The organism is Enterococcus sp. AZ015 (genome assembly GCF_050499225.1).
Lineage (GTDB): Bacteria > Bacillota > Bacilli > Lactobacillales > Enterococcaceae > Enterococcus_D > Enterococcus_D entomosocium.
In genome coordinates this window covers 1,030,296-1,045,595 of the sequence record NZ_JBMHEX010000001.1, presented here as the reverse complement: position 1 = coordinate 1,045,595, position 15,300 = coordinate 1,030,296, and the positions used below count along the sequence as shown (strand labels likewise).

Below are 15,300 nucleotides of genomic sequence, written 5' to 3'. Positions count from 1 at the left end.
ATCATTAAACTTAACTGATCAAAGCCAAAATGACAAAGTTCAGGATAAACAACGCATTGACGACCCAGATGATCGGAGACACTTCGTTGGCTTTTCCTTTCACTACTTTCACTAATGCATAGAAAATGAAACCAACAGCGATCCCATTTGAAATACTGTAAGACAAGCCCATAAAAATGGACGCGAAGAAGGCTGGAACTGCTTCTTCTAGATCAGTCCACTTGATGTCCGCAAAAGAAGCCATCATCATTACCCCAACCAAGATCAATGCCGGTGCTGTCGCTTGTGCGGGAACGATTGAGATCAGTGGAGAAAAGATACTGCTGATCGCAAAGAGTGCTGCCACCACAACGGAAGTCAAGCCCGTGCGTCCACCAGCACCGATGCCAGCTGCTGATTCCACATAAGTCGTTGTATTTGAGGTCCCTACGATGGCCCCTACAGAAGTGGCTACGGCATCTGCAAAAAGAGCCTTATCCATCTTCGTATTCAACCCATTACTGTTTTCAACCGCTTCTTCATCTTTTTTCGAAAAGATCCCTGTACGACGTCCGGTTCCGATAAATGTACCGATCGTATCGAAGACATCTGATAAACTAAACGCTAAAATCGTCATGATTACTTGAGGGATTTTGGCAGAATCACTGAATAGTGAGCCCATTCCTTCAGAGCCAAACGCAGCGCCAAATGTGATTCCTAGTTCGCTGATGGAACTTCCTAATGAATTCCCGTGCCAATCAATGGCACTTAAATCCACCACACCCATCAAAATACCGATGATCGTCGTTCCTAAAATACCAAAAATAATTGCCCCACGAACATTTTTCACCACTAATAAAGTAGTCACTACTAAACCAATCACTGCTAACAAAACAGGTGCATTATTGAAATTCGCCAAAGCTGGGACGATCCCTCCATTAAAATTGGCACTCACGATCGTCTCACCGTCGACAACTGAACCAGTCACTGCGGCAGTGTCTGCACTGAAGTTTAGCAAGTTGGCATTTTTGATCCCTACATAAGCCACAAAGATCCCGATCCCGCCGCCAATTGCATGCTGCATGCTTTCTGGAATCGCATGGATGATCATTTTTCTGATACGAGTGACCGTGATAAAAATGTTGATCAAGCCGCAGATGAAAACCATCGCTAATGCTTGCTGCCACGTATACCCCAAACCAAAAACGACGGTAAAGGTGAAGAATGCATTAAGTCCCATTCCAGGTGCTTGCGCGTAAGGCACATTTGCAAATAAGCCCATGATCAGGGTACCAATCACTGAAGCGATGATCGTTGCTAAGAAAACAGCTTGAAACGGCATGCCTGCAGCAGATAAAATCGTCGGATTCACAAACAAAATATAACTCATCGCGAAGAAGGTGGTGACCCCAGCCATCACTTCTGTGGAAACCGTCGTTTTATTCTCCTTTAATTTGAAAAACTTTTCCATGTTATGTTTCACTCCTGAACGTTAATCGTTTCTATGAAAAGAAAAAATGAATAATTGCGCTTTTCATCGAACAATTACAAATTATAAGGGAATAATTTTCGCTTTTCAAACCTTTTTCCGAATAAAACGAACCAAAAACGTTTAATGTTCGTGTTTTGCTTTATAACTATTATGAAAACTTATCGAAAACTTACTTGTATTGTGAAATGACAGAAATATGTTACACTTAAGCCACTACCATAAGAGAATGGAGCGAGTCTTTTGAAACCAAAAATCATCGCCATTGATTTAGATGGCACAACCTTAAATACTGAATCCCAACTTTCCCCTCGCACACGTGAGGTACTGGTTCGCGCCACCAAAGCGGGACACTTTGTTACCATCGCTACAGGAAGACCTTTTCGTATGAGCGATCAATTCTATAAAGAATTGGCGCTCACAACACCAATGGTCAATTTTAACGGTGGGTTGGTCCATAAACCTCGACAAGTATGGGCAAATGAAATGGAGCACTCGATCTCTCGAGAAATTGCGTTTGAGCTCATGGCACAAAAAGAGCAATTGGGGCTGACATTTGTCGCAGCAGAAAATCGCGAAACCTTTTTCATTGATGATTTAAGCGGATTTGATCAACACTTTTTCTTTTCGGGTAATGCTTCCGAAAAAAATCTATTAGCAAATTTAAAAACGGATCCCACTTCATTACTGGTGAAAACCGAAAATGAATTAGCAGAATCTGTTTCTTTACGTATCAAGGATCAATTTGACGATGCAGTCGATGTTCGCACGTGGGGCGGGCCTCAAGCCATCTTAGAGATCGTACCAAAAGGGGTCCATAAAGCACTTGGTCTTTCGGTGATCGCGGATTCTTTGTCTTTGGATCGGCAAGATATCATCGCTTTTGGTGATGAACACAATGATTTGGAGATGCTGGATTATGCGGGTTGGGGCGTTGCTATGGCAAATGGCACGCAACAATTAAAATCAATCGCCAATGATGTTACTGACAAAACCAATGCGGAAGATGGAATGGTCGATTACTTGGAAAAATATTTAGGTCTATAAAAAAAGCCGATGCGGGATTGTCCGCATCAGCTTTTTTTTGCTTCCATATTCAAATCAAAGTGTTTCATAAACGATTTCTTTGGCTTCGGGAATCGATTCATCAATAAAGAATACTTTGTACCAGGTCAAGAATGTAAAGATCGTCCAGATTTTTCGCTGAAGATTCGGTTTTCCTTGGCGATGGTCTTCTAGCATTTGCAAAATCGCTGTTTGATCAAAGAAGGTTGCTGCAAAGTCTGACTCAAAAAGGGCTTTAACTGCTTCATACCCTGTTCCTTCTTTCAGCCATGCCTTGATTGGTACAGGAAAGCCTAGCTTTTCACGGTTTGCCCATTCTTTTGGCAAATGACGGTTTGACGCTTGTCGAAACACATCTTTCGTATTGTTTTGATTGATCAAATATTTCGTCGGGATCGTTTGCGCCAGTTTTTGCATCTCGATATCCAGTAACGGAACCCGTAATTCTAAAGAACTCGCCATGGACATTTTGTCTGCTTTTAACAAAATATCCTTCGGCATCCATTGATGAAGATCCAAATATTGCATCTTGTTGACCTCGTCTTTGAGACCATTGACTTTCTCATAATGAGGCGCAACGATTTCAGCAACAGATGGTCCTTTTTGATACGTTGGTTTTAAAAGCTGTAGTGCTTCCTCTTCTTCAAAAACCAGGGCTTGCCCGATAAAGAAGTCTTGGGCAGGTGCCGTTGCTTCATAAAGATGAATTCGACCATGGAAGTTTTTCATTTTGCCGATTTGACGCCCTAAACGAAAGCGGATGTTTTGCGGCAGTTTTTTCAAGCCTTGGGCAAAAACGCGAACCGCTTTAGAGTTTGTGTGGAAGCCATAGGCAGCATAACCGGCAAATAATTCATCTGCCCCTTCCCCAGATTGAACGACCCGCACTTGCTGTGCTGCTAGGTTGGCTAAAAAGTACAAAGGGACACAGCTTGGGTTAGAATCCGGTTCGTCCAAGTGATACTGAATCAGCGGAAATGCCTCAAAGGACATTTCACCATCGATGACCGCTGCTGTGTTGTTCAAGCCGAGCTTTTCCGTCAATTTGCGGGCTTCGATCGCTTCGTTGTAGGTTTTGTCATCAAACCCAATTGAAAATGAGTGATCTGGGCGCAAGACCGAGGCCACATAACTTGAATCGACACCACTGGATAAAAATGAGCCGACTTCAACATCACTGATTTGATGAGCGGCAATTGATTCTTGGACTGCTTGATCGATTTTATCGACCCATTCTTCTCTTGAATGATTTTCTTTCACTGAAAAATCTGCATCCCAGTACTGCTTGATCGTCAATCCCTGTTCATTAAACAGATAATAATGCCCTTCTTGCAAACGATGAACGCCTTTAAAGAAGGTTTCTCCGTTCAAAGGCGAGTATTGGAACGTCAAATAAGGTTTCAACGCCTCCTGGTTTAGTTCTTTCTTGAAATCTGGATGAGGCAAAAAGCTTTTGATTTCAGAGCCAAACATGAAACTGCCGTTCATTTGCGCATAGTAATACGGTTTGATGCCAAAGTGATCCCGCGCGCCGAAAAGCTCTTGTTTTTGAGTATCCCAGATGGCAAAAGCAAACATTCCCCGCAGGCGCTGCAACACATCAATGCCCCACTCTTCATAGCCATGTAAGACTACTTCGGTATCCGCATGGGTAGAAAAGACATGACCTGCTTGGATCAATTCCTCACGCAATACTTGAAAGTTGTAAATTTCACCATTAAAAATGATTACTTTTGTTCGATCCTCATTAAAAATTGGTTGTGAGCCACCTTCTAAGTCGATGATCGATAAACGACGAAACCCTAATGATACTCGGTCGTCGGTAAATTTCCCTGAACTGTTTGGTCCGCGATGAACGATCCGGTCCATCATGCGTTCAATAATGATTTCTTTTTGGTCTTTTGAATTGACAAAGCCGACAATTCCGCACATATTTTCACATCCGTTTTCATAATCCATTTTCATTTTTCTAAAGTAAATAATACCATAGAATTCAAGAGATACGATCTCTTTTTCAAAAAAATACAATCAATATATTTTTGCACAAAACACAATTTGAAGATAAACCTTATGGTATCAAGGTTTCCAATCATCTCATACTCTCAATCTTACAAATTTGTTATCTAAGAAAATAGCTATCCTCAAAATTCTTAAGAAATTTTTTATGAATTCTATTTTTCTGAAAATATACAAAGATACTTTTCCCGAATTTACTGACTCCAGCAAACTTCTTTTGCTGCCATTCTCAGCATTGATTTCCTGAAAATAATCAGTCAGATTTGTTCGTTTGATAGTTTTATTGGACTATTGTGAAAAAAAGTGTTATTCTAACTATGGAATTTCGTTATCAACTAACCGTTGCCTTTCAATGACAAGTTTTAAGAAAGGAGAATGACTATGACATTCTATAACACAGATCTACAATATCGTGTAACTCTGGATACCAAATTGAATTTATTTATCGTTTTCGATAAAAAAGATGCGAATCATTTTGCGACTGGAATTACGATCGAGCAAGCTGTACAAGAATTGAAAAAAACTGCATAAGGAGTTTATCCAAATGAAGGATACCGATTCGTACTGAAAGCACCTCGCTAAGGAAATAATTAGCTAGGTGCTTTCTTGTTTTTTGGCTCGCTTTTGTCTTTTGCAGCATCCACTTCTTGCTTCTGTCCACTTTGCTGTTCATCTAGCTGTAAGATTTCATCAACAGATCCTTGCGTAATAAACTTACTCAATCCCTGTGCCGCAACTTTTGTATAACGCATAAAATAATCTTTTTCTTCAAAATCCATCTTCTTGCCTCCTACTGATACAACTGTGCTTTTATTAAGTTTACCATCTATTTCACTAGTCATTCTTGAGCGTCATTCCTTTAATACTTATGAATGATCCATTAATAGCATACACGTTACATTTGTCAAATCATCCTTTTCCTCTATTCATGAAAAGACAAATCTGTTTTCTGGTACAGAACATAGTACTATTGTCTTTTCAGGAGACTTTTATTTAGGAGGAATTTTTATGGCTACGTTTTTCGCCATTTTGTTTTTCATTGGATTGTTCTGTTTTGTTTTTGGCATTGTCTTATTTTATATTGGGCTTGTAAAACAAAATGCAAAACGAGATCGAAACGTTTTGATCATTGTCGCTTCCGCTTTTATTGCCTTGTTTTCTTATGGTGGCTTGTCCTTCTACCAAGATGTGACATCTTTCGATAGCATCACTGCGCAATTAAGCCTTTCTTTACGTAACGAATCAAGGCAAAGCGAATCCTTTGGCGATGCCGCTGCTTCCATGGAACAACCACAAGGAGAACAAAAAGCTGGCAACAACGAAGCAAGTAGCGCACAACAAGAAGAACCCGCGAACAACGAGCAACATACACCTGAACTTTCTCGTGAAGAAAGAAATGCACTGAATCGTGCAGAAAGATACTTATCCAGCAATGCGTTTTCTCAGTCGAGCTTAAAACGCCAACTACTCTATGAAGATTTTTCTGAGAGCGCAGCAGACTTTGCCGTAGCCACCGTGGATGCCGATTGGAACGAGCAAGCATTGAAAAAAGCGATTCGCTACTCGCAAAATTTATCCTTATCGGATGAGCGTGTGGCGAGCCAACTTTCCTTTGAAGGCTTTACTTCTGAACAAATTGAATACGCCTTAGCACGTTTGCCCGATTGATTCTTTTCGTTTGTTGCAGGACCACAAGCAAAAAAGATATCGGCAAGTTGACGGAACAATTATGCTGTTTTCTAGACCGAGTGTAGGTTAATCGCTTTTCAGATGGTTATCGATCAACCTCGGCAGTCATTTATATTCTTCTGCCCACAACAAACAAAAAAGCCTATCTCGAAAGATAGGCTAAACGCTCCAAAGCGTTGGTATAAGGAGAGTACAGGATTTGAACCTGCGCGCCGGGATGAACCGGGTCGGCGGATTTCGAGTCCGCTGCATTACCACTCTGCCAACTCTCCATAACAGTTATTTTCGCTAGTTTTACAAAAAATGTCAAGAAAAATCTGCATCCAAAGTGGAAATGGATACAGATTTTTTGTTCTTTAATCGAAAATATAGTTTTCTTTCTTTTCGATTACGCCTTCGATCGTCTCGTTGATGATTTTGATGATCTGATCATCGGTGGGTGTGATGATACCCGCCGACATTAAGGAAGCCAAACCAGTCACAACGATCCATGCGCCATTATGTAGTGCATTTATCGCATCTTCGGATAGATCTGCATATTTTTCTTCTGATTTGATCAAGGATTTGAAATAGGTGGATGAAAAATCATGCATCAATTTCCCACCGCCGTAGTCGTCGATAAAAAGGGCGATGTAGAGATTGTGCTGCTCTTGCGCGAAGCGTATATAATTCAGGCCTAAATCAACAAGTTTGTCTCCTGTTCGAACGACTGGAAAAACATTTTCCGATAAATCTTTGAAAACAGCCTCCACCAAGGTATTTTTTAAGTCCTGCATATTTTCGAACTCAAGATAAATTGGTTGAGTAGAAATTCCCATGTGCTTAGCGATATTCCGGGCCGTAAAGTTGCCAAAACCTTCTCTATTGATCAGTTCATAAGCGGCCTTCAAAATGTGTTCTCTTGTATAGACCTTCCTTCGCATCAATAAATCCCCCTTTTTATATTTATTTAATTGTAACCGAGATATTCATTTTTTAAAAATAAAACACTCCTTCCGTTATCTTATTTCTATTCACTTTGTTCACTAAAAACGAATGTTTAGTAATAGGAAATGTTCTGCTTTTTTCATTTATCACAAAAAATCCAACGGATGGCGTTCTAGTTATTTTTCAAATCTACTTTTCTTTCTTGTTGAAAACTCGCTGAAATTGTACACTAGGAGTGTAGCACGCAAATTCGATTGAAAAAGGGGTTTGGAAATGGCTGAATCAAAAGAGCTATTATTGGAGACCTGCTTATTAGCAGGGAAAATCATGATGGAAAACGGCTCAGAAGTGTATCGCGTGGAAGATACGATGAATCGAATTGCGGCAAACGCTGGAGAGCAAGGGAGTATTAGTTATGTAACAGCAACTGGACTTTTTATGGGCTTACGCAGTAGCCACTATGCACAAGTAGAAAATGTTCATGATCGAGTCATCAATCTCGAAAAAATCGTTGCCGTCAATGGGCTCTCTCGCGCCTATGCGGAAAAGAAACTTTCCTTAGCGGAACTGCATGAGGCATTAAAAAAGGTCAATCAGACAACACCAAGTTTTCCTTACTGGCTACAGGTTCTTAGTGCTGGCGTGGTCAGCAGTACCTTAATGATTATTTTTGGCGGTGCTTGGTTTGACTTTCTAGCGACCTTCGGCATTGGCTGCCTTGGCTTTTTGTGTGCGTATTGGGTCAAGAAACTGATCGACATTCGCTTTTTGGATATGTTTTGTGCCTCCTTACTGATCGGTACTTTGTCTGTCTTAGCGGTCTCTCTTCATATCGCACAAAACGTCGATAATTTGATTATCGGTGCCGTCATGCCCTTAGTTCCTGGTGTAGCAATCACCAATTCCTTTCGGGATATCTTGGCGGGCCATCTCATTAGTGGCACAGCTCGGGGAACAGAGGCCATCTTTACTGCTGCCGCGATCGGTGTCGGCATCGCCACGGTCTTCACATTATTTGGAGGGATCTCATGACGATTTTTATTCACCTTTCCTTCAGCTTCTTAAGCACTGTAACCTTCGGCATCTTGACCAATATTCCTAAAAGAGCCTTAGTTGCCACAGGCATTGCTGGAACGGTTGGCTGGATGATCTATTGGTCATTGCAAACGATTGGCTACGGTCTAGGCAGTGCCAACTTCTTAGCCGCATTTGCCGTCGGTTGCGTCAGCATCTTTTTTTCCCGCAGAAAAAAAATGCCCATGATCATTTTTAACATTCCCAGCCTCGTTCCCCTCGTACCGGGTGGGCCTGCCTACAAAGCCGTTCGAGAATTCGCTTTGGGCGACAACTTTGTCGGTTTTGAAAATCTGATGATCGTTGTCATCACCGCTGGGGCGATTGCCGGCGGGTTCATGATGACGAGTGTGGTTGAAAAGATCGTCAATCGCTGGCAAGTGAAACGCACAAAAAAACGTCATCCAGATAAAAAAATCTCCTGAAACTATTGGCGCGCAGAAACTATAAATTTTTCTTATTTCAGACTTTAGTACAATGTTTTCTTTTCGGACTTCTTTTATAATAAGGGCATACCTTACAAAACTGTTTGACGTTTGTCATTTGTTTTACTGGATTTTTCTGGTCCCACCCCGTATAGTGAGATTATGAAACATAAAGGAGATGAAGTCCTGTGAGCATAGCAACTTCTCGTCGTATCATTAATACGATTTCTATTATTGGCTTAGGTTTATCGATCGCGTTAACCATCTATTTTATCAATCTAGGTGTTTTCAAAGACATTAATGCACTGCGAGGTCTAGTTGGAAATTCCGTTATCTTAGGACCAATCGTCTTTATCCTATTGCAGATCTTGCAAGTAGTAATCCCGATTATTCCCGGTGGTGTCTCCAGCGCTGCAGGTGTCTTGATTTTCGGTCCTTATCTAGGATTCGTTTATAACTATGTAGGAATCAGTATTGGTTCTGTCATTATTTTCCTGCTTGGCCGACGATACGGTAAACCATTCATTTTAAGTATGATCAGTGACAAAACTTACGATAAATATATCGGCTGGTTAGACAACCAAAGCCGATTTGAAAAACTTTTCGCCCTTGCAATCTTTCTACCGGTTGCCCCAGATGATGCCCTTTGTCTAATGGCTGGCTTGACCAACATGACAGTGAAGAAATTTACGTTGATTATTTTGTTGGCAAAACCTGCTTCAATTTTCTTGTACAGTATGGCATTGATTTACGGTGGAACATTCTTAACTGGTTTGTTAGGCGGATAAGAATCATATGTAAGAAAAACGATCAATTCAGCGAGCCGAACGTAAAGAAGCTGCTTTTCAAACAGGGAACTATGCCTGTGGCAAATGTGCTTCTAAAACTGTTCGGCTCTTTTTTACCGCCTTTCTAGAATAAATTGAACCACAATACTTACTTTGTTAGGATGACGACCATGAATTATTTAAAAAACAGCTTAGTCAACACGTGGGATTTTTTGAAAGACAGCAATGCCTACTTCCGTGATGTTTTATTGATGCACGGTGCCTTGTTGTTCTTAGTGATCCCGATATTATCGGCTTCCACCAAGTTCGTCTTAAAGCGCGGCGGCTTGCCTTACCTTTCTTTCGATAATATCGGTAGTATCTTTACAGATCACCCTGTTGTGTTGCTCTCATTAACCCTGATTTTGCTTTTGATCTTATTAGCCGTCTTTTTTGAATTTACTTTCTTGCTGCTGAGTGTCTATTTTATCAAAAAGAAGCAGCCCATCAGCTTGCGGCAATTGTTACGAATGACTATTTTGCAATTGCGCAAATTACGGCCGATGACCTTTTTATTTTTCCTTTTTTACTTCTTACTGATTTTACCCATCGGTGGATTGAGTTTTAATTCGGATTTACTCGCAAAAATCAAAATCCCTGCTTTTATCATGGACTTTATTTTTGCCAATCGTGTCTTGATCATTGGGGCAGTGCTTTTGGTTTATGTTTTGTTGATTTACTTGGGGATTCGCGTGATCTTTGCCTTACCGGAAATGATTTTACGTGATCTGCCCTTTCGAAAAGCGATCAAAGAAAGCCTCCAAGTAACAAAACGCCGTTTTTTTGCCATCGTTGGTCAATTTGTCTTTATCGGTGGTAGTATCTTGTTGATCACAACACTGGGCTTCACGCTGCTGATTACCCTTCAAGCGGTGATTGAAGTTGTTACACCGGACTATGCGTTGTATAGTGCTGTTTTTATTATGACTTTCTTGCAGTTTATTTTGTTACTGAATGTCATTTTATCGACCGTGGCTATTTTTTACATCATCGTTGATTTCATGGATGATGAAGGCTTTTTACCAGAGATCCCTTCGTGGTTCCACCAAGAACCATTGAACCAGCGACATTTTCTAGGACTGAAAAGTTCCTTGTTTACCTTGGTCACGGTACTTTTTGGTGTTGGGGTTAGTCTGTATAATATGAACTATCTGACCTCAGCTGCTTCGATCCATCCGGTAACGATCTCCCATCGAGGGGTAAGCGACGGACAAGGGGTCCAAAATTCCCTTGAAGCGTTACGTTTTACTAGTGAGAAATATCAGCCGGACTACGTGGAAATGGACGTCCAGCAAACAAGTGATGGTCATTTTATTGTCTACCATGATTTTTCTTACCGGCCTTTGACAGGCGGCAAAGGAAAACCCGAGCAATTGCCCTTGAGTTACGCCGAATCACTGACGGTTTCAGAAAACAACCAGACAGCCCGTATTCCAACTTTTGACGAGTACTTGGCGCTTGCCAATCAGTTGGACCAAAAATTACTGGTGGAGATCAAAACCCAACAAAAAGATACTGCGGCACTCGTAGATGCCTTCTTAGACCGATACCAAGAGGATTTAGTTGCAAATGGGCATATCATGCAAAGTCTCTCCTATACAGTTGTTGAAGAATTAAAAGAGAAGGCGCCTGACTTGACGTCGGGATACATCATGCCTTTCAATGTCGTAGGGCCGCCACTGACCAGTGCCGACTTTCTGACAATGGAATACAGTACGATCAACCGCAACTTCATCGCTTCTGCCCGGACCGATGGAAAGGAAGTGTTCGTTTGGACCCCCAATGATGCGGATACTATCAGCCGAATGCGTTTTTACGGTGTAGACGGGATCATTACTGACCAAATGGGGATTTTAAATGAAGAGTTGAGTTTGTCGGAAGAAGACATGACTTATTCAGACAAACTATTGAATTTCGTGATTGGCGTTGGCTGATCTCACACAAAGAAAAATACTGCTCACGGTGATCCGTTGAGCAGCATTTTTTGCTAGTTGGTTAGGCAACGTTCGTTTGCGTACAAATTTTATTGAAACTGACGATCATCCGACGATTACAAGCTTCTACTTGTGCTTGATCTTCTTCTTCATAACTTGAAACGACGATCAACGCCGTATGTACGTATAATTTTTCCACCACACCGATCACAGGCTTGCTCGCCCCGACAGGTTGGCAGACATATTTTTCACCGATCGTAATATTCTCCATATCCTCACCTCAACCGTTTTCTTTCATAAAGATATAATAACAAAAAAGCATCAAATTGAAAACGTTTTATTTCGATTTATCACGTATTTGTCACCAAGAAATGACAGTTTCGTTCGTTCAAACGCACTGGTTTGTTCGTGCCACTTCTTAAAAAGCATTTTATACTAAAGGAAATCAAAAGGAGATGAGTCAAATGCCAATTATTCAAACCTGTATCTTTGGACTATTGTCTGCTGCGTTGCTTTGGGGATTAAAAGAAGACCGCTGATTTTTTGGATCAACTATCGAGTAACACAACAAACGCGAAAATAAAACAACGCCTTGAGCCAATCAGAACTGGCACAAGGCGTTTCTTTGTCGATTTATAAACGTTCGTTCAATTCTTTTGCAAGATCTTCAAAACCTGGTTTGCCAAGTAAGGCGAACATGTTTTTCTTGTACCTCTTCCCCATTTCCTATTGTTCCCCATTTACCAAAACCCTTTAATATCAGTACTTTTACTAGTATTTTTTGTTTCTAACTTTTCTTATATTTAGATTCACTATCACCAAAACTATCACCAAAAATTTTTGATGTTTCTATCCATTCTAATTTTTAAATTTATAATTCTGTTCGCTTTACAAAGAGAACAAACGTTCGTATACTTTTTCGTAAGGAGTGATAATTATGGGAATGATTAAACCTTATGAGGATCGTAAAAAATTAAAGTGGATAGGATTCTTCTTGTCTGAACATACAACTGATATTGATAGAGTTGAAAAAGAGTTAGCTTATGTATGCCCTCCTAAACCAGAAATGGATGAAGAAGAAATAGGAAAGTTTCTTCAGGAAGCGCTTATGAAACACAAAAAGTTAGCCGTGCAACTAAATTACACTCAGTTGGGAAAATTTATGCCTGATATAACCGGGTTTCTGTCTGGTCATAATGATTTGGGAATCTACATCGGATCCACCCTCATAGAATATGGTGAAATTCGAAATATAGATTTCTTTTCTGAGAAAAAGTGGTTTGATTTGTGATGAATATCATCACCCAATACGAGCAAGGCTATTTATCCTATTCCGAGTTTATAAATGAATTCCCGGACAGTATTTCTGAATCTCAGGAAGTTTTGTTCGGCGCAAGATGTGTCGAGTTTTATGTTGCTGTCACTTTAGGCAAAACAGATTGTTGCTATTATGTTCAAGCTTATGGAGGCGATCAATGTGAAAACGATGAAAGGTGTAGTTTCGAAGATACGAGTGTTGAAAATGAGCAAGACCCCTTTGGTGCGGTTCTCTTTGAGTAATGAGAATTGCTTGATTGCTGCACATAGTTTGAACTTCCTAGCCGATGTGGATGAGGGAATGAAGATTGTGGTTGCTGGAGATTATAACGATCGTAAACAGTTTGTTGTGAAGAAGTATTCGGTGATTGGTAAAACGAAGATTATGATTGAATTTGAAAATATCAATGTTTGATAAGCGTATTACTTTTCCTATTCAGTAAATTACTATATGATGATTGTTATGATGACGGAACATAGTTCCACTTGCACGGCATATGAAAATATGCTGTGCTTTTTTTACAAAAAACAACCACTCCCGGGTAGGAGTGGCTCAATTAGATAAAAAAGTTTTTTTATATGGTAAATTAATTATATGAGCAATCTAAAATTTATTCAAAACTTTTGCTCAAAAATAACCCACCCTCAAGGAGAGTGGCCTGAAAAAAGATATAAAATGAAATAGCCCCGGTTAAGGCTATGATTTCATTCTACAAGAACATGGTTTTTATTTCAACAAAAAGTCCACCCTATTCTGCCTAGAGTGGACCAAAAGAAAAGTAAACAAATGAAAAATTGGATTGGTTGGTATGATTCTACATTACATCCATTATTAATTAAATTCAACAAATTTATGACGATTTTCTAATCAATAATATCTATTACATTGAAATAATGCTAAAATAAAAAAATCGAAGAGTACTAGGCACACTTCCCCAAGCATTACCGCCTAATACTCCTCGTAGAGTATTGCACGCACCTACTAATCTATAGGATAAACTTGGTTACTGCAAGTATATTAACTTTTGAAGGAAATAAACAAAGGCTCCCTACTCTAATTTGAGTAAGGAGCTTTTTATCTGGAACGAATCAGCTGTTAAAAATCAGGTTTACGATTCAAAACATTCGCAAGACGGTTATAATAAGGCGCAGCGTCTGTCCAGTTTGTTAAGAATGGGACTTCTTTTCCTGTATTCGCATGATACACTTGTCGAATTGCTCTCATTTCATCTTCGTGTCCAATTGCATATGCATGCTGACCATTAAACCAACGCACAGGCGCATTTTTATTTGCTTGATAAAATACCCACATCAATATTTCCTCACTTTCATTTACTGTATTGTCATTTATTGGTGTTAAAAATAAATCAGTTTCAAGTTGTCTTCGTGTCACAAGCCCCGGTATAACAGAGCCATTTCCATTTACATATTTTTTCATTTCGTTAGCTGCTGCTTGCCAATTTTTTGAATTAATATAAGTTAGCAGTGTAGAGCCCTGTAAAATATTTACACCCAAATTAAAGTGAAAACTTGCTAGGGCATCAAACTGGTTTTGGTTCAATTCTACCGTAACGTATTTATAAATACCGGGTAAATGGTTGTCTATATCCTGTTTCAAAAAATTGTTTGCTTGTTCTAAAGTAATAGTCATTCCAGCATATACACCTTGTGTATGACCATATCCTATTGTCCAAACGCCGACAACATCTTGGTACGCAGTCAAACTTAACCCTTCAAAACTTTTAATCAACTCAAAACCATTCTGAGATAGTTTCATATTTTCATTAGCCATTCTTTCTCCTCCTCCTGATGATTTTAGAAATCAGGTGTTCGATTCAAGACATTGGCCAAACGATTATGATAAGGAGTTGCATCAGTCCAATTTGTCAAAAATGGAACATCTTTACCTGTGTTCGCTTTATAAATTTGCTGAATTGCTTTCATCTCATCAGCGTGACCGATAGCATATGCATGCTCTCCATTGAACCAACGAACTGGTACATTTTTGTTTGCTTGGTAAAATACCCACATTAACATTTCCTCACTTTCTGTATCTGGCATATTTTCATCATCTGCATTATTCAATCTATAATATTCAGTTGGTGCTGGGCCCATTCGTCCATCTGCTACAGTTGTTCGAATGTTATCATCATATGCATTACAATGAATGATTGTGCCGTTATCTAAAAAGACTCCCGTATGCCCATCATTTGCCCAATACTTTGATAGGAAAATGTCACCTCTGCGACATTCCGCTCGTGAAATTTTTTTTGCGATAGGCGGTAAAGTTGTATCGTGTAACGATCCGGTCCACCCCATACTTCCCACTGGGATAAATCCACCAGCAATCAAAGCGAAATACACTGCGGAACTACAGTCATAACTATTAGGTCCCAAACGTCCATCTTGGCTGTAGTTTACTTTACCTTCTCGGTCTTTAAACCATTGAATCATATTATTTATACTACCCAAATTTAAAGCCTCCTTTGGAAATATATTTCGTGCGTCCACGAGTTCGAAACATGTTCCCTATTTCCACTTACAGTATAAATCGAAGT

Annotated in this window: 17 protein-coding genes and 1 tRNA gene; 10 read left to right on the top strand and 8 right to left on the bottom strand. The window is 39.9% G+C overall.

Annotated features, from left to right (window positions below):
* Positions 1–10: 10 nt before the first annotated feature.
* Positions 11–1,450, bottom strand: coding sequence for an NCS2 family permease (locus tag IGK85_RS04870; protein WP_005237180.1), 1,440 nt, complete (start codon positions 1,448–1,450; stop codon positions 11–13).
* A gap of 261 nt (positions 1,451–1,711) precedes the next feature.
* Here IGK85_RS04870 and IGK85_RS04865 point away from each other — a divergent pair, with 261 nt between their 5' ends.
* The gene (locus IGK85_RS04865; RefSeq protein WP_005229159.1) at positions 1,712–2,515 is read left to right on the top strand and encodes a Cof-type HAD-IIB family hydrolase; all 804 of its coding nucleotides are present in this window, start codon (positions 1,712–1,714) and stop codon (positions 2,513–2,515) included.
* A gap of 54 nt (positions 2,516–2,569) precedes the next feature.
* Here the strand turns inward: IGK85_RS04865 and asnB are convergent, their stop codons facing one another.
* Positions 2,570–4,465, bottom strand: a complete 1,896-nt coding sequence (asnB, locus tag IGK85_RS04860) for an asparagine synthase (glutamine-hydrolyzing) (RefSeq protein WP_008377808.1) — start codon at positions 4,463–4,465, stop codon at positions 2,570–2,572.
* A 465-nt stretch (positions 4,466–4,930) separates the two neighbouring features.
* Between asnB and IGK85_RS04855 the strand changes: the two genes are divergently transcribed.
* Positions 4,931–5,080 (top strand): hypothetical protein, encoded by a 150-nt coding sequence (locus tag IGK85_RS04855; RefSeq protein ID WP_005229155.1) that lies wholly within the window; start codon positions 4,931–4,933, stop codon positions 5,078–5,080.
* Positions 5,081–5,139: 59 nt separating this feature from the next.
* On the opposite strand, the gene IGK85_RS04850 is transcribed toward IGK85_RS04855, so the two are convergent.
* Positions 5,140–5,328, bottom strand: coding sequence for a hypothetical protein (locus tag IGK85_RS04850; RefSeq protein ID WP_008377804.1), 189 nt, complete (start codon positions 5,326–5,328; stop codon positions 5,140–5,142).
* A 229-nt stretch (positions 5,329–5,557) separates the two neighbouring features.
* On the opposite strand from IGK85_RS04850, the gene IGK85_RS04845 reads away from it, so the two are divergent.
* The gene (locus IGK85_RS04845; RefSeq protein ID WP_008377802.1) at positions 5,558–6,217 is read left to right on the top strand and encodes an Ltp family lipoprotein; all 660 of its coding nucleotides are present in this window, start codon (positions 5,558–5,560) and stop codon (positions 6,215–6,217) included.
* A gap of 205 nt (positions 6,218–6,422) precedes the next feature.
* Here IGK85_RS04845 and IGK85_RS04840 read toward each other — a convergent pair.
* Positions 6,423–6,510: transfer RNA gene (locus IGK85_RS04840), tRNA-Ser, on the bottom strand.
* A gap of 84 nt (positions 6,511–6,594) precedes the next feature.
* Positions 6,595–7,161, bottom strand: coding sequence for a TetR/AcrR family transcriptional regulator (locus tag IGK85_RS04835; RefSeq protein WP_005237185.1), 567 nt, complete (start codon positions 7,159–7,161; stop codon positions 6,595–6,597).
* Positions 7,162–7,438: 277 nt separating this feature from the next.
* On the opposite strand from IGK85_RS04835, the gene IGK85_RS04830 reads away from it, so the two are divergent.
* The 4 genes from IGK85_RS04830 to IGK85_RS04815 all read left to right on the top strand — a co-directional run bounded on the left by IGK85_RS04830 (position 7,439) and on the right by IGK85_RS04815 (position 11,425).
* Positions 7,439–8,197 carry a threonine/serine exporter family protein gene (locus IGK85_RS04830; protein ID WP_008377799.1) on the top strand — a complete coding sequence of 253 codons (759 nt, stop codon included), beginning with the start codon at positions 7,439–7,441 and terminating at the stop codon, positions 8,195–8,197.
* Positions 8,194–8,664, top strand: coding sequence for a threonine/serine exporter family protein (locus IGK85_RS04825; protein WP_005237187.1), 471 nt, complete (start codon positions 8,194–8,196; stop codon positions 8,662–8,664). Before IGK85_RS04830 ends, IGK85_RS04825 begins: the two co-directional genes overlap by 4 nt.
* A 188-nt stretch (positions 8,665–8,852) precedes the next feature.
* Positions 8,853–9,452, top strand: a complete 600-nt coding sequence (locus IGK85_RS04820; RefSeq protein ID WP_005229140.1) for a TVP38/TMEM64 family protein — start codon at positions 8,853–8,855, stop codon at positions 9,450–9,452.
* Between the two features lie 170 nt (positions 9,453–9,622).
* On the top strand, positions 9,623–11,425 hold the full coding sequence (locus tag IGK85_RS04815) for a glycerophosphoryl diester phosphodiesterase membrane domain-containing protein (RefSeq protein ID WP_008377797.1): 1,803 nt from the start codon (positions 9,623–9,625) through the stop codon (positions 11,423–11,425).
* Positions 11,426–11,486: 61 nt separating this feature from the next.
* Here IGK85_RS04815 and IGK85_RS04810 read toward each other — a convergent pair whose 3' ends face one another.
* Positions 11,487–11,696 carry a hypothetical protein gene (locus tag IGK85_RS04810; RefSeq protein WP_005237189.1) on the bottom strand — a complete coding sequence of 70 codons (210 nt, stop codon included), beginning with the start codon at positions 11,694–11,696 and terminating at the stop codon, positions 11,487–11,489.
* A 666-nt stretch (positions 11,697–12,362) separates the two neighbouring features.
* Here IGK85_RS04810 and IGK85_RS04805 point away from each other — a divergent pair.
* Genes IGK85_RS04805 through IGK85_RS04795 form a run of 3 tightly spaced genes read left to right on the top strand, consistent with a single transcriptional unit; the run spans position 12,363 to position 13,157 of the window.
* Positions 12,363–12,716 carry a hypothetical protein gene (locus tag IGK85_RS04805; protein ID WP_429972183.1) on the top strand — a complete coding sequence of 118 codons (354 nt, stop codon included), beginning with the start codon at positions 12,363–12,365 and terminating at the stop codon, positions 12,714–12,716.
* Positions 12,716–12,985 (top strand): hypothetical protein, encoded by a 270-nt coding sequence (locus IGK85_RS04800; protein WP_429972181.1) that lies wholly within the window; start codon positions 12,716–12,718, stop codon positions 12,983–12,985. The genes IGK85_RS04805 and IGK85_RS04800 overlap by 1 nt, the downstream gene beginning before the upstream one ends.
* Positions 12,876–13,157 carry a hypothetical protein gene (locus IGK85_RS04795; protein ID WP_429972180.1) on the top strand — a complete coding sequence of 94 codons (282 nt, stop codon included), beginning with the start codon at positions 12,876–12,878 and terminating at the stop codon, positions 13,155–13,157. The genes IGK85_RS04800 and IGK85_RS04795 overlap by 110 nt, the downstream gene beginning before the upstream one ends.
* A gap of 681 nt (positions 13,158–13,838) precedes the next feature.
* Here the strand turns inward: IGK85_RS04795 and IGK85_RS04790 are convergent.
* Both IGK85_RS04790 and IGK85_RS04785 read right to left on the bottom strand, forming a co-directional pair.
* Positions 13,839–14,534 carry a lysozyme gene (locus IGK85_RS04790; protein WP_429972179.1) on the bottom strand — a complete coding sequence of 232 codons (696 nt, stop codon included), beginning with the start codon at positions 14,532–14,534 and terminating at the stop codon, positions 13,839–13,841.
* 23 nt (positions 14,535–14,557) lie between these two features.
* Positions 14,558–15,214, bottom strand: coding sequence for a peptidoglycan amidohydrolase family protein (locus IGK85_RS04785; RefSeq protein WP_156237016.1), 657 nt, complete (start codon positions 15,212–15,214; stop codon positions 14,558–14,560).
* Positions 15,215–15,300 lie beyond the last annotated feature (86 nt).

What these genes read in the sequence shown, in the direction of transcription:
- IGK85_RS04870 (WP_005237180.1), bottom strand. Translation starts at nt 1,450, where the DNA reads ATGGAAAAGTTTTTCAAATTAAAGGAGAATAAAACGACGGTTTCCACA.
- asnB (WP_008377808.1), bottom strand. Translation starts at nt 4,465, where the DNA reads ATGTGCGGAATTGTCGGCTTTGTCAATTCAAAAGACCAAAAAGAAATC.
- IGK85_RS04855 (WP_005229155.1), top strand. Translation starts at nt 4,931, where the DNA reads ATGACATTCTATAACACAGATCTACAATATCGTGTAACTCTGGATACC.
- IGK85_RS04850 (WP_008377804.1), bottom strand. Translation starts at nt 5,328, where the DNA reads ATGGATTTTGAAGAAAAAGATTATTTTATGCGTTATACAAAAGTTGCG.
- IGK85_RS04845 (WP_008377802.1), top strand. Translation starts at nt 5,558, where the DNA reads ATGGCTACGTTTTTCGCCATTTTGTTTTTCATTGGATTGTTCTGTTTT.
- IGK85_RS04835 (WP_005237185.1), bottom strand. Translation starts at nt 7,161, where the DNA reads ATGCGAAGGAAGGTCTATACAAGAGAACACATTTTGAAGGCCGCTTAT.
- IGK85_RS04830 (WP_008377799.1), top strand. Translation starts at nt 7,439, where the DNA reads ATGGCTGAATCAAAAGAGCTATTATTGGAGACCTGCTTATTAGCAGGG.
- IGK85_RS04825 (WP_005237187.1), top strand. Translation starts at nt 8,194, where the DNA reads ATGACGATTTTTATTCACCTTTCCTTCAGCTTCTTAAGCACTGTAACC.
- IGK85_RS04815 (WP_008377797.1), top strand. Translation starts at nt 9,623, where the DNA reads ATGAATTATTTAAAAAACAGCTTAGTCAACACGTGGGATTTTTTGAAA.
- IGK85_RS04810 (WP_005237189.1), bottom strand. Translation starts at nt 11,696, where the DNA reads ATGGAGAATATTACGATCGGTGAAAAATATGTCTGCCAACCTGTCGGG.
- IGK85_RS04805 (WP_429972183.1), top strand. Translation starts at nt 12,363, where the DNA reads ATGGGAATGATTAAACCTTATGAGGATCGTAAAAAATTAAAGTGGATA.
- IGK85_RS04800 (WP_429972181.1), top strand. Translation starts at nt 12,716, where the DNA reads ATGAATATCATCACCCAATACGAGCAAGGCTATTTATCCTATTCCGAG.
- IGK85_RS04795 (WP_429972180.1), top strand. Translation starts at nt 12,876, where the DNA reads ATGTTCAAGCTTATGGAGGCGATCAATGTGAAAACGATGAAAGGTGTA.
- IGK85_RS04790 (WP_429972179.1), bottom strand. Translation starts at nt 14,534, where the DNA reads ATGGCTAATGAAAATATGAAACTATCTCAGAATGGTTTTGAGTTGATT.